13 protein-coding genes and 1 other annotated feature are annotated in these 12,568 nt (G+C 44.3%); of the genes, 2 read left to right on the top strand and 11 right to left on the bottom strand.

All coding sequences use genetic code 11. The features are described 5' to 3' along the window. Positions 1-30: 30 nt before the first annotated feature. From ACOJQI_RS01210 to ACOJQI_RS01195, 4 genes are all read right to left on the bottom strand, one after another. A complete protein-coding gene (locus ACOJQI_RS01210) occupies positions 31-930 on the bottom strand; it encodes a 3-hydroxyacyl-CoA dehydrogenase (RefSeq protein ID WP_421382787.1) in 900 nt (299 codons plus the stop codon). Between the two features lie 165 nt (positions 931-1,095). Then, the gene (locus ACOJQI_RS01205) at positions 1,096-2,112 is read right to left on the bottom strand and encodes an NAD-dependent epimerase/dehydratase family protein (RefSeq protein WP_421382785.1); all 1,017 of its coding nucleotides are present in this window, start codon (positions 2,110-2,112) and stop codon (positions 1,096-1,098) included. A 13-nt stretch (positions 2,113-2,125) separates the two neighbouring features. Next, entirely contained in the window at positions 2,126-2,719 is a 594-nt protein-coding gene (locus ACOJQI_RS01200; protein ID WP_421382783.1) for a hypothetical protein, read from the bottom strand. Between the two features lie 112 nt (positions 2,720-2,831). Continuing rightward, the gene (locus tag ACOJQI_RS01195) at positions 2,832-3,587 is read right to left on the bottom strand and encodes a (S)-benzoin forming benzil reductase (RefSeq protein ID WP_421382781.1); all 756 of its coding nucleotides are present in this window, start codon (positions 3,585-3,587) and stop codon (positions 2,832-2,834) included. Between the two features lie 404 nt (positions 3,588-3,991). On the opposite strand from ACOJQI_RS01195, the gene ACOJQI_RS01190 reads away from it, so the two are divergent. After that, positions 3,992-4,240: a hypothetical protein gene (locus ACOJQI_RS01190; protein ID WP_421382779.1), complete on the top strand. Its 249-nt coding sequence runs from the start codon at positions 3,992-3,994 to the stop codon at positions 4,238-4,240. A gap of 41 nt (positions 4,241-4,281) precedes the next feature. On the opposite strand, the gene ACOJQI_RS01185 is transcribed toward ACOJQI_RS01190, so the two are convergent. From ACOJQI_RS01185 to ACOJQI_RS01160, 6 genes are all read right to left on the bottom strand, one after another. Continuing rightward, positions 4,282-6,264 carry an ABC transporter permease subunit gene (locus ACOJQI_RS01185; protein WP_421382777.1) on the bottom strand — a complete coding sequence of 661 codons (1,983 nt, stop codon included), beginning with the start codon at positions 6,262-6,264 and terminating at the stop codon, positions 4,282-4,284. Between the two features lie 119 nt (positions 6,265-6,383). Further along, on the bottom strand, positions 6,384-7,304 hold the full coding sequence (locus tag ACOJQI_RS01180) for a DUF1002 domain-containing protein (RefSeq protein ID WP_421382775.1): 921 nt from the start codon (positions 7,302-7,304) through the stop codon (positions 6,384-6,386). A 60-nt stretch (positions 7,305-7,364) separates the two neighbouring features. Beyond that, positions 7,365-7,904 carry a GNAT family N-acetyltransferase gene (locus ACOJQI_RS01175; RefSeq protein ID WP_421382773.1) on the bottom strand — a complete coding sequence of 180 codons (540 nt, stop codon included), beginning with the start codon at positions 7,902-7,904 and terminating at the stop codon, positions 7,365-7,367. A 149-nt stretch (positions 7,905-8,053) separates the two neighbouring features. Then, positions 8,054-8,254, bottom strand: a complete 201-nt coding sequence (locus ACOJQI_RS01170; protein ID WP_421382771.1) for a cold-shock protein — start codon at positions 8,252-8,254, stop codon at positions 8,054-8,056. Positions 8,255-8,374: 120 nt separating this feature from the next. Continuing rightward, positions 8,375-9,622 (bottom strand): tyrosine--tRNA ligase, encoded by a 1,248-nt coding sequence (gene tyrS / locus ACOJQI_RS01165; RefSeq protein WP_421382769.1) that lies wholly within the window; start codon positions 9,620-9,622, stop codon positions 8,375-8,377. A 53-nt stretch (positions 9,623-9,675) separates the two neighbouring features. Further along, positions 9,676-9,887, bottom strand: a binding site (T-box leader). Positions 9,888-10,047: 160 nt separating this feature from the next. After that, complete coding sequence (locus tag ACOJQI_RS01160) at positions 10,048-10,563, bottom strand: CBO0543 family protein (RefSeq protein ID WP_421382767.1); 516 nt, start codon at positions 10,561-10,563, stop codon at positions 10,048-10,050. 189 nt (positions 10,564-10,752) lie between these two features. Between ACOJQI_RS01160 and ACOJQI_RS01155 the strand changes: the two genes are divergently transcribed. Beyond that, positions 10,753-11,619, top strand: a complete 867-nt coding sequence (locus ACOJQI_RS01155) for a DUF4097 family beta strand repeat-containing protein (RefSeq protein ID WP_421382765.1) — start codon at positions 10,753-10,755, stop codon at positions 11,617-11,619. A gap of 51 nt (positions 11,620-11,670) precedes the next feature. Here ACOJQI_RS01155 and ACOJQI_RS01150 read toward each other — a convergent pair whose 3' ends face one another. Beyond that, the gene (locus ACOJQI_RS01150; protein ID WP_421382763.1) at positions 11,671-12,561 is read right to left on the bottom strand and encodes a glycine betaine ABC transporter substrate-binding protein; all 891 of its coding nucleotides are present in this window, start codon (positions 12,559-12,561) and stop codon (positions 11,671-11,673) included. Positions 12,562-12,568: the final 7 nt, after the last annotated feature.

Raw genomic sequence — 12,568 nt, 5'->3', positions numbered from 1 at the left:
CAGCCCGCGGGCTGCCTTTTGTGTGCTTTATTATCCTTTCAGGAAGCCGGGTTCTTCATAGGAAGGGTTTGGGTAGGTATAGAAACCTTCGCCTGTTTCCCTGCCGAGCTTTCCTTTATCGATATATTCCGTTTTCAGGACAGCCGCCAGTTTGGCAAATTCTTCGGAACCTGTTGCTTCTGCTTTTGCATTGGAGATATTATAAGCAGTTGTGATGCCGACGATATCCAATATACCGAATGGACCCTTCGGCGAGCCTGTAGCGATCATCCAGGTCTTATCAATCGTTTCCGGATCCGCCACTTCTTTCACAAGCAGCATCTGGGCTGCCTCCAGGAATGGAACCAATAGGGAGTTCAAAATATAGCCCGGCTGCTCTTTGTGCAATGGCAGGGCCACCATTCCAATCGCTTTGGCAAATTCCATTAAGTCATTGAAGACCTTTTCATCTGTTCCAGGATGTTTCATGACCTCTGCAGTGTTGTTTTTCCAGATTTCATTTGCAAAGTGCAGAGCCAGGAATTTTTCCGGGCGGCCGGTCGCTTCAGCAAATTGGCTTGGCAGCAAAGTCGAAGAATTCGTTGCAAACACTGTTTTTTCTGGTGAAGCCTGTCCTAATTTTTCATAAAACTCCGTCTTGATCTTCACTACCTCGGGTACAGCTTCAATTACAAGGTCTGCGTCCTTCACAGCTTCCCCTAAATCAGAATAGAAGGAAATACGTTCGAATGCTTTATCCAGCTCGTCTTGGGAAGCTCCCAAGTCTTCCTGATATCGCGGCTTCAGATTTGTGATTCTGTCTTTAGCCTTGCTAATCGCTTCATCATTGATGTCATAGACATTTACATTAAATCCTTTAAACGCTGTCTGGAATGCGATCTGGCTTCCCAAAACGCCGCTTCCTGCTACAGTGATATTTTTATAATTCATCGTAACTCTCCTTTCTGTTTTAAGCCTCTGGTTAGTTATTACCACATCGGAATGGAAATGAATCAACATTTTATTATAGCCTTATAATGCAAGACCAATGAGTAAAACACTTATAATAATAAAAAAACCGCAGCGCCTTGACTCCAGCTGCGGAAAATACTATATTTATATACTTTTATCCGGCTGTCCGATTACAGACCAGCTACTTAATAGGCCAGCTTCCTCTTCCCGGGACAGCCCTGCTTTCAGTTCCACAGAGCCCCTTGTTCGATTCCAGCTCATCGTATCCTCAATTGTTTCCCGCGGATTCCGAAGAACCAGCCCTTTTTTCATCGCCCGTGAATAATCAGCCAGGATGAAACCATTAGGATATTGATCATTCACCGGAATCCATAATGGAAGCTGGGTAAAAGGAGTGACTTCCCTTTCAACCAAAAAGGCATCTTCTATCCAAGTGGCTTCCGTTTCCTTCGGGGCAATAAGGAGAAGATCCTCCACAAATTCTTTCATGCTGTATCCCTGCTGTGGCCCTGTTACATTATAGGTCCCTGTTTCTCCCTCTTCTGCCATGAGGATGATCCACTGGGCAAGGTCACGGACATCGATCCATTGTATGACCCTTTCTTTGCTGCCGGGAACAAGGACTTCCCCGCCTTCTGAAAACCTCTGGACCCAGTATGTAAACCGGTCTGTCGTGTCATCGGGACCTACAATCAATCCTGGTCTTATGCTGAGCACCCTTCCGGGAAGGATCTGTTCCAGCTTTTGTTCACACAGCGCCTTTAAGGGACCATAGGTTTCACCATTCACCTCTTCGGTGTCAGGATGATTCAGGGTACCTGTTTCGTCGCTTTCTTGCGCCTCCCCTGTCAAAAATTCCTTATAGACCGATATTGATGAAATAAATATGTAGCGGTTGATTCTATCTTTTAACAATGAAGCACTCTGTTCCACTTTCGCCGGTGCATATCCGGACGTATCGATGACCGCGTCCCATTCTCCTTGTCCAAGTGCAGATAAGTCACCGCTCTCCCGGTCACCTGTCAATTTTTCAGCCTGCGGAAACAGATGCGGATTGGTTTTCCCCCGGTTAAACAGGGTCACTTCATGGCCTTTTGAAAGGGCTGCCTGAGCGATATGCTTGCCTAGAAAAGATGTTCCTCCCAGTAATAACAGTTTCACGGTTTCTCCCCCTCTATTCTTTTCCGTAATCGGTCAACGTCACCTTAAAAACATAGCCTATTTCTGCCGACTCTATATCATCCGACAGCGCTCCATCTTCATTAATAGAAACAGCTTCCATTCCGTTTTCACTGGTCCCAACCCACGCTGTAAGATAGACGGCTTCATCTTTTACCAGTTTCTTTTTTTCATTGAGAAGCGTGGTGAAGGATGAGGCTTGAACTCCATCTACGTCCTCTGTTTGTTCTATCAGGCCATTGATAATGCCGTTCAGAAAGGTAATCTTGTTGTCCTGCCTGTCAATCCCATATGAGATCAGAGCCTGATCGAATTCTTTTTCCACTTGTCCGTGGGTATAAACCCGATCATCCACTAACTTTCCATCCTTATAGATTTCCATGGCAAATTGAAGATCCTCTACTTCTTCCAATGTTCCATCTAATTTAAAAAACTGGATGCCATCCACACCCGTCTTACTGATGAGAATCTCTTCTTCTTCGCTTAATGAATGAGGTTTGATTGAAATCGTGCTGCCTTCATCCTTCACGCCTGCACATCCCGCCAGCAGCACCAAAAACAGGATCAGGAGTCCCCCTAGCCTTCTCAATATCATCCGCCCCTTTAAAATCCGCTCACTTCTACTATATTATTAGATGCCGCACACCTTAATTCCTTTATCTTACATATAAAAAAAGCCGGCATGGAAGCCAGCTTCTGCTTTATAGCAGTGCATTGATTTGATAGATTTTCCCGTTTTCAATATCATTGCTTTTTAAAACTTTCACCAAAGCCCCCGCAACCGTTTCAGCATCACGGAGCATTCCTTCTTCTTTGTATTTTTTGAAGGTTTCAATGTCATTGAATGCGGATTTGGAAGATGAACGGATTGTTGACTGCATGTCTGTATCCATGATTCCCGGACTGAATGCAAAAACCCTGTGCTTGCTGCTTCGGTTTTCCAATTCCAGCGCAACGGTCTGGGTGAACATATTGATCCCTGCTTTGGTACTGCAATATACACTCCACCCCTGGATCGGTCTGCTCCCGGCCCCGGAAGAGACATTGGCGATAACAAGCCTGGCATCTGAATTCTCTACCTTCTCAAGAAAAAGATTGCTGATGATCATCGGTGCCAGCAGGTTCACGTTAACGTTCGCTTCCGTACCTTCAGCATCCAGCCTCCCCGCTGTCTCGATAGGATCCACCATACCAGCATTGTTGATGAGGTATACAACTTCCTTTTCTTTCCCGAACACGGTATCAGCCATTTCTTTGAAAACCGACTGAACTTCAGAACTGCTGCCAAGATTACATGTATAGTGCTGGTACTTTCCATTGTCCACTTCAGCCTGCTTCTTAAGTTCTTCATTTTCAGAACGGGAGACAGAAATAATGTTTACCCCTTCAGAAAGCAGCTGCTTAGCAGTGGCTGCACCAAGTCCTTTTGAAGCACCAGTTATAATTGCATAAGCCATGTCTATCACTCCTTTTTTCTTGAGTATATTAAATTTTCCTTAGGTAATAAAGAAAACGGACTTTGGTATTTCTTTTTATTAATCTCTTCTGCTTGCAGCAGGGTCCTAGTTACATTTCCATGTCGGCTGTGCTGCTGGATACATATCCTTTCAAAAAACCGTTCGCTTATGTATCTACATTGCCATTCTGCATACATGAGTTCCCATCAACCAGTAGACTCTTGTATCTTGATTGCGCCACTAGATACATATCTGTCCAAAAACCCAATCACTTATGTATCTACATCACCATCCTTCATAAAGTAATCGCAGATGAAATCCCAGCAAATTTACTCAATGCCCATTCTGGACTGTTTAGCCTTTCCCAACAGTGGTAAAAACATAAAAAAAGGAGTGATGGCAGTTTGAAGATGATGCGAGTGCTGCTTTTGGCCTTTCCGCTTTGCTTCGGTATCCTGCTTTCAGGGTGCAGTGACTTTGAGGAACAGCCCCCGGAAGTTGAGGAAGTCGAAGAGGACACAGATGCGGTAGATGAAGATGAGGCTGGCCAGGATTCCCCTGGTGCGGAGGCAGATAATTTTGACGATGATGAAGGCTCAGACGCTGATCCCGAAGAGCCGGACCTCGATGAAGAACCATCTGAAGAAGAATAGATAATAGACCCGCTGATCCATAGGAATCAGCGGGTCTATATTTAGTGATGATCAACCACTTTCGAAGGAGTGATGACGAAGTCTGCCGGCTTTGGCTGAACAGAATCCGGTTTCACGACTTTTTCTTTTTTCCTCTTCCGCTTGAACACGTTCACACCCACTTTTCTTTGCTGGATCTCCTTGACTCCCTGGACAATCAACTGCATGGCAATGATGGAGATCATAAATGCTGCCAATGGAGCCAGCACAATGGAGTAATTACCGGTCATCAACGCATTCTTCGTTGAACTAATCAGTCCCGACCATTCAAAAGTAGAAGTTTTTGGGGGGTCCGGCATATCTCCCCTTGTGACGATCGTTCCGCCAAGGAATAGGTGAAACAACCCAAGATGCACAAGGATAAACAGCACTTGGATGAATTGCTGGCCAAACAGGATGAACAGCCTCGGTGCCAGGTGCGGGAAAAGATGCGTCCATAAGATGTGCCTGTTGCTTCCCCCCATGAGCTTTGCATTCAGGATGAACTCATTCTTGGACAACTCCCTCATTTCATTTCCAATCAATACAGTTGTCAACGGGATGACAAGGATGGTCAGAATAAAGGCCTCGAACAAAAGCTTTTCCACCATCGAGTATTGAATATCCGAGAACGGATCCTGCCACAGCACCGGTCTCAGTAGTAGGTACGCAATGATACTGAGGGGCAGGAAGTGGATGGAGTCCACAATCCTGGTCAACCAATTCTTTCTGTATTCGTTCAGGTAAAAATGATAATAAACAGATAAATAGAATCCAAGAAGAACCCTCAATAGTGCAACAATCAGCGCGAATATCAGTGTGTACTTGGCCCCCACAATCAATTGATCTAAAATACTGTAACCAAAATAATCAGAACCCAGGATCATCAGCTCCGATGGCTTATGCGGCGGAACGCTGATAAGCTTCCCTTTCTCATCCCGAAGCCAAATAATCTGATCGACCGGCACTTTTGCAAAGATCGTATAAAGGATACTGTAGGCGATCATCGCAAACAGCACCAGGAATCCTAAAGCAAACTTGGGGTTTTTCATGTGCTGCAGGAACAGCCTCCAGAGAGTCGCGATATATCCCCAGATTTTCCACTCGACAATCGGTGAACGATCTTTTTTGTATTTTGAATGGTCTTCTATATCTTCAGTTCTAAGCCATGTATAGATGAGTTGATAGAGGAAGAAAAATGGTGTGTAGATCATGATGAGTGCGGCGGCTACTGTAATGGGCCTGAAATCTTCAACGATGTAATACGTTATCCCCCTCATATTAAAAACCGTTTCGATGATGAACAGGCTGGATAGCATCCCCCATAAGATGATTTTTCCATGATAAAAGACGCTTGGGGAAATGTTTTTTATAACATAAGATCTTAGTATTTTTGTCTTTCCGAGTCCCTTGCTTTTGGCAAACTCTACGTGGGTCTTCAACAGTTCCTCTTCCGTCACCAGAAGAAGTATGCGGTAGAATGACAGCATCGGAATGATGGAAAGCGTGATGATCGGCGCAAGATAGACTTTTTCTTCTCCCAATGCCGTGAACAGCATCAACTCGACGCCAAATGTTTTATAAAAAAAGACGATGAACAGCTGCAGCAAGAATGCGACCATCAAATCCGGAACAGTCTCAAGGAAACCCAGTGACTTTTTGATGGGTGACATCAGCCATTTCGGCATCAGGACCGTGAAATATGTAAGAATCAGCGCAAGACCCAACCCGGCGCCCAATGCCCCGAACAAGATCTGCAAGGAATAGTAGTAAGGTTCAAGCAGCATCTCAATGACATCCACTTCATATCCCTTATACATATAAAACCATGTCTCTTTCTTCGGCAGAGAAATCGCGAACTTTACGAATTCTTCCATATATCCGATACCGTTGTAAATCCCTCGTTCTTTGAACGCATGAGGAGCTATACTGACAAATACAATCCCGAGAATGCCGAGAAAATAATAAAATGGAATTTTAAGCAGGAAATATAGTTTACTTCTCATACCCACCCTCCCTTTCGTAATTATTGTAATGTTTTTGTAAAATTTATTCAATTCTAAATAATAAATTTAATATTCAAAGAAAAAATCCGGGGGAATTCCCTCCGGATTTTAGATACACATTATTTAAACAGATCAGCTAATGACTGGAAAAGATTACGGAAGAAGTCCAGCACTCCCTGTAAGAATCCTTTTCCTTCCTCACCGACTACTTCTTCCAGCCTTTGCTTAATATCATTTGAAATATCTTCAAGCTGGCTTTTTACATTGTCGAAATCGATATCCAGGTTTCTCATTTTATCAAATAAATCGATCAGCAGCTGACGGTCTTCAGGGCTGAGTTCAATATTCAATGATTGCAGCTGCTCGTTCACGATCCGCTCTACATCTTCCTTAGTGGCAGGATTCTGTTCGGCAATCTGCTTCTTGATTTCTGTCAGGAGCTCACTGACCTTTTCCTGATTCATTCCTTCTTCTTTTGCCAGCTCCGTCGCAAGGCCAAGTTCTTCATTGGCGACTTCCATTCTGACTGTGTCCAGCTTCTCGCCGCTTACTTCATAGGCTTTATAGATTCCTGTGAGGGCAGAGTGGCCGCTGACCTTGATAGGGGAAGCTACCACTACCGTCGCATCTTCAACCCCTGCTGTCAGCAGAGCGTTGGCATACATTTCGTCGGTTACTTCTGTGATATTTCCAGGAGTGGCCCTTTCGATGACAAGGCCTTCTCCTTTTTCTTTTCGTGTAATTTTGGCTGATGAAAACATTCTGGCATTTCTGTCTTCACCTTGGATATAGCGGGCCAGGTCTTCACCTGTCACCGTAATTTCCTCGACCATTTCAGGGTCGTCCACTTCAAGGGCTTTCCTGACTTCTTCCTTTTGAGCCTCAGACAGGGATTCCCCCAGGACCACGATCGGAAGCCCGAATTTTTCATTTATGCTATCTTTGTTCGTTTCATTATCGGCTGCCATGACTGTACTGTTTGCAACTAGACCAAATAAGACTGCAAGAGTTAAAGCGATCTTACTCCATTGCTTCTTCATTCAATTAGTTCTCCTTTTTCCATGAAAGATATCTTACAGGAACATCATATCACTTTAACTCTATAATATGTCTACTTTTTTCTTCCATTCATCCTCGAGGATGCTCATCTCCCAAAGGTTCCAGTATTCATCTTCATACCTTTGGACGTCACGCTTAAGCCCTTCCTTTTGAAAGCCGGCTTTTTCATAACATTTGATTGCTGAATGGTTAAAATCATAAACCCCGAGACTCACTCGATGGAGATTCAATTGATCAAAGGCAACCTTCAGGATTTCCGTCATCATTGCTTCCCCGACACCTTTGCCGCGCATGAAGTCCTCCCCGACCAGCACACGGCAGACTCTTGCTGAGCGGTTCTCCCTGTCGATGCTCTCCAGGGAAATATGTCCGACCGCCTTTCCCGAAGCGGTTTCAACCACCTTATAGATGAGCTTTTTGCTGTCTTGCTGGTTCGCATCTTCTATATGTGAATGAAGCTTGCTCCGTGTCAGCGGGTAACCAAAGCCGCCTCCGCCCCATTGAATATATTCCCGTTTGGAATCAAACCAGCCGATCAGCTGGTCAAAATCACCTTCAGTGAAATACTGCAATTCAACCATGCTTGCACCGCCTTTTTTCTGTATTAATACCCTGTTTCATTTGAAATATGAGTTCTAAAGGAATGCATGATAATTATCAAAATCAAAATCATTATCAACCAAAAAAACAAGCCCTCAAAAAGAGGGCTTGTTTTATAGGCATCTCATTATTAGACTTTTTGAACGTTTGTCGCTTGAGGTCCGCGTTGGCCTTCTTCGATATCGAAAGTTACTTCCTGGCCTTCGTCTAATGATTTGTACCCTTCACCTTGGATTGCTGAGAAGTGTACGAATACATCGTCTCCACCTTCGCGCTCGATGAATCCAAAACCTTTTTCACTGTTAAACCATTTTACTTTACCATGTTCCATTTTTCTTTTTCCTCCTAATGTCTAACAAAACAAAAATTTCGTTATAGTATTTTACTCAACTTATTATACCCAGCGGCTCGCGACTTAAACATGAATTACCAATTTATTTAAAAACTTTTTTTAGCCGAGCTTTATTTTGGCAAATTTGCGTTTCCCCACACCTATGATGAGTCCGTCTGTCAATGACACTATGAGGGCAGGATCCTCGACTTTGCTTCCGTTGATTTTTACTCCGCCGTTTCCAATCATTCTCCGGGCTTCACTTTTAGAGCTCATCATCCCAAGGGCAACAAGCAGGTCCACGACAGATGCCTCTGTATCCTTCTCCCAATGAACAACAGGGATATCAACCGGGACAGCTCCTTTTTGAAAGACAGATTCAAACTGGGACTGCGCTTTTTCGGCTGCTTCCTCACCATGGTACATCCGGACCAGGGTATGCCCGAGCTGCACCTTCGCATCCCTTGGGTGAAGGCTGCCGTTTTCCAGCTCATCCTTGATCTCTTTCTTTTTTTCCAATGGCAGGTCCGTGGCCAGTTCAAAGTATTTCACCATGAGCTCATCCGGGATTGACATTGTCTTACCGAACATCTCATTGGGATCTTCATTAATCCCGATGTAATTGTGCTTTGACTTGGACATTTTTGCTTTGCCATCAAGGCCTTCCAGGAGCGGCAGCAGCATGACAACCTGCTTCTCTTTCCCAAAATGATCCTGCAGCGTCCGTCCCATCAAGACATTGAAATGCTGATCCGTTCCTCCGAGTTCGATATCACTTTCCAGGACGACCGAATCGTATCCCTGCATAAGCGGGTAAAAGAACTCATGCAATGAAATCGGTTTTCCGGTGGATAGTCTCTCCGAAAAGTCATTCCGTTCAAGCAGCCTTGCCACCGTGATACTGCCGGCCAAATGGATGACATCTTCCAGGTTCAAGTCCTTCAGCCACTTGGAATTATAGAACAGCTCTACTTTTTCCTTAGCAAGCACTTTTCCAAACTGCTCAAAGTACGTTTGGGCGTTATGTTTGACCTCCTCATCGGTCAGCTGCTTCCTCGCTGCCGACTTTCCTGTTGGATCTCCAATCTTTCCAGTGAAGTCACCAATGATCAATTGGACAATATGGCCATTCTCCTGAAACTGCCTCATTTTATTTAACACTACCGTGTGGCCGATGTGCACATCGGGTGCAGACGGGTCCAGTCCCAGCTTGATTTTCAATGGGGTGCCGGTCTTGATTGATTTGGCGATCTTTTGTTTCAGTTCGGCTTCAGGGATGATTTCCTGCGCACCGCCGGCATAGATGTCGAACTGCCTTTCTACTTCTTTTAACTGGTCATTATTCAGGTCTTTCATCCAATCTGCCATCCTGTTCTCCTCCTTAAAAATTTTTTACAAAAAATAAAAAAACCACATCCCAAAAAAGGGACGTGGTTTGTTGCACGCGGTACCACCCTCGTTGAAGATCGCTCTTCCACTCTAAGACATAACGGTTCAACCGTCCTTTGCTACTGCCGCTTCACAAAGAAAGCTCGAGGAGGTAATTCACATTCACCTTTATACCGGTTTTCACCGCCACCGGCTCTCTGCAATAGGGAGATGAACTGCTACTTATTCCTGTCAACGCTGTTATATAAATTAGAAATAGTGTAACGGACCTCTTCATAAAAAACAAGAAGTTTTTTATTTCATCTTATTCTTTCTTATTTTTAAATATACCCCCATTGCTGTATAGGTGCCGATCAATAATATGAGAAACACCGGGAGACTAAGGTCTGGCATAGAAACACCCTCTATTTCATGTCTTGGAGTGATGGATGGAAGAACAGCAGCAAAACTGCAATGAGAGGCAGCGAAATGATCAGGGCAAGGAGTTTGTTTTTATAGTGCATCCGGATCATTGTAAACATAATCAGGTTGAAGATGAGAGACCAGCCTGCTCCCCAGCCATTTTCATATACAAAGAGGCCCCTTTTGTAAAATATATACTCTATGAAAGTAAAATAAGCGATCCAAACAGCGACATAGACAAGCGATTTCCTGCTGTTCTTCGGGTAGTACCTCAGATAAATCATCAATACAACCGGCAGTATAAAAAAAGAAAAGGTCAGTTCAATCAATGTATGGTTCAGCCAGTCGACCGTCACGGCCTTGTATTTCCATAACGTATGATTATAAAACAGAAAATTATAAGTCAAATTGCAGATCAAATAATACTGGACGGTCGGATAGTAATCTTTCCATCGCTTCCAATCCACAAAAAGGTAAGCAAAAATAATATAAACCACAACTACAAGGAGTAGATACATATACGTTTCTCCTGTTTTTGTTCTCATTCTGTCACTATTGCCTGTTTTTTATAACCCCTTTGCCGTTTATTTCATATACTTCTCCGTCTCAGGTCGTATTAAAAAATAAATCGCCGGTGTCATTGTATAAACTTGGTAAACACAATATGATGATGATATAGAAAGCGACATAAGAAACGAGGGATAAATATGAAAAATCTTTTTGCTATTATCATAGCCATTCTGGTGGTCGGATCGGTACTCATCATCCTCAATGACAATACTTCTTTATTTGCCTCCGGGAAACGTACAGGCCAGAACAGTGTGGCCGTCAACAATGATGTAGATAAGATTGAAATTGATGTTGCCAGCAGCAATACGGTCATCATTCCAGAGGACCGCGAAGATGTAAAAGCAGAACTGGAAGGGAAAGGCAACCTGATTGTCAGTGCAAAAGGTGATGGCGTCAGAGTTGAAGTGAGGCGGAAATGGTTCAGCTGGATGTCATTTGGCCAAAAATCTGAACTGACCGTTTACATTCCTGATCATTTTGACCGGGACATGGATATCAATATCGGCTCCGGAAGCCTTGAGTTCGAAGGGGATTCTTCTTCAAAGCCTATGGTGCTTGATACGTTACGCACGGATATGAGTTCAGGCAGGCTCGAATTAACAGATATCAAAACAAACAAATTTATTCACAACGGCTCATCCGGCAGTCTTACAGCGGACCGGTTTACCACCAAGGAAGGGATTTTCGATATCAGTTCCGGCGATGTCGAGCTTTACGATTATATCGGTCCTCTAAAGGGAGAGCTTTCATCGGGGGATATAGAAGTGGAAATGAAGGAATTGAAAGGCGATATCAGCTTTGACCTTAGTTCCGGCCAGGTTGACCTTGATCTCCCGGATGATGCGGATTTTGAACTCAATGGCGAAGCAAGCAGCGGCCGCATTTCCAGTGAGTTTCCGCTTACAGACCAAAAGCAGGATGATGGTGACATCTCAGGTACTCACGGTTCAGGGAAGTACAACATTGAAGTTTCTGTATCAAGCGGGAATGTGAGAATATATTAGCAGCTTTAAAGCAATAAAGGATCCAGCCCCAGGCTGGATCCTGCCATGAAATTATTTGCCTTTCATTTCTTTTACTTCGTCTGGATGGTTGTCGATCCACTCTTGCGCTACTTCTTCTGCATCCTGGCCTTCGTCAATTTTCACGATCATTTCCTCGATGTCTTCTACAGGCATCTTCCATTTGCTCAGGAATTCGTATGCTTCCGCCGCTTTGTCTTTCAATTCGTTATTCGTGATGACATGGACTTCAGATGTTTGGAAATAGTCCTCAGGACTCTCAAGCACTTTCAGATCATAATTGACGAACATAGGATGCGGTCTCCATCCCAAAAACAGCACTGGTTCTTCATTCTCCATCATCCTTTGTGCCTGTGCGAGCATCCCGCCTTCACTGGAAGCTACATACTCCAGGTCAAGACCAAGCTTTTCAATCATTTCCCTTGATGTAACCGTCATTCCGGCTCCTTCTTCAATTCCGTAGATCTTTCCGCCGAATAGATCTTCCTTGCCTTTAAGATCTTCTACGGAATCAATGCCCTCTACATATGTCGGGATGACCCAGCCCAACTGGCCTTCTGTGTAGCTGACAGCTGTGTCGTCAAGCTTATCGCCGTATTTTTCCATGTAATTCGCATGCATGACCGGCAGCCAGGCATCCATGAATACATCCAAATCCCCTCTTGCCAGTCCTGTATATACTCCTCCGGCATCCGCTTGTGTTTCATTGACGGTGTACCCCATATCTTCCAGGACCAGTTTTGCCACTTTGGTCGGCGGCACTGTACTCGTCCAGGGAGTCACGCCAAAGTTGATGGTGACTCCTTCATTGTTGCCGCCATTTTGCTCTGCATTATCTTCTCCTTCATCGTTGGCACCCGTTCCACAGCCGATCAGCATAAAAACTGCAAGCATCAAGATGAAGCCTAGTTTCCATTTTTTCATTGCATTA

Source organism: Bacillus salacetis (genome assembly GCF_049177075.1).
GTDB lineage: Bacteria > Bacillota > Bacilli > Bacillales > Bacillaceae_B > Rossellomorea > Rossellomorea salacetis_A.
Note: the sequence above shows the minus strand (reverse complement) of the source record. Positions and strands in the feature narration are given on the sequence as shown.

Bases quoted from the DNA above. Each gene is read 5' to 3' on its own strand.
- ACOJQI_RS01155 (WP_421382765.1), top strand. From the start codon at position 10,753: ATGAAAAATCTTTTTGCTATTATCATAGCCATTCTGGTGGTCGGATCG.
- ACOJQI_RS01175 (WP_421382773.1), bottom strand. From the start codon at position 7,904: ATGGTTGAATTGCAGTATTTCACTGAAGGTGATTTTGACCAGCTGATC.
- ACOJQI_RS01180 (WP_421382775.1), bottom strand. From the start codon at position 7,304: ATGAAGAAGCAATGGAGTAAGATCGCTTTAACTCTTGCAGTCTTATTT.
- ACOJQI_RS01185 (WP_421382777.1), bottom strand. From the start codon at position 6,264: ATGAGAAGTAAACTATATTTCCTGCTTAAAATTCCATTTTATTATTTT.
- ACOJQI_RS01170 (WP_421382771.1), bottom strand. From the start codon at position 8,254: ATGGAACATGGTAAAGTAAAATGGTTTAACAGTGAAAAAGGTTTTGGA.
- ACOJQI_RS01195 (WP_421382781.1), bottom strand. From the start codon at position 3,587: ATGGCTTATGCAATTATAACTGGTGCTTCAAAAGGACTTGGTGCAGCC.
- ACOJQI_RS01160 (WP_421382767.1), bottom strand. From the start codon at position 10,563: ATGTATCTACTCCTTGTAGTTGTGGTTTATATTATTTTTGCTTACCTT.
- ACOJQI_RS01150 (WP_421382763.1), bottom strand. From the start codon at position 12,561: ATGAAAAAATGGAAACTAGGCTTCATCTTGATGCTTGCAGTTTTTATG.
- ACOJQI_RS01210 (WP_421382787.1), bottom strand. From the start codon at position 930: ATGAATTATAAAAATATCACTGTAGCAGGAAGCGGCGTTTTGGGAAGC.
- tyrS (WP_421382769.1), bottom strand. From the start codon at position 9,622: ATGGCAGATTGGATGAAAGACCTGAATAATGACCAGTTAAAAGAAGTA.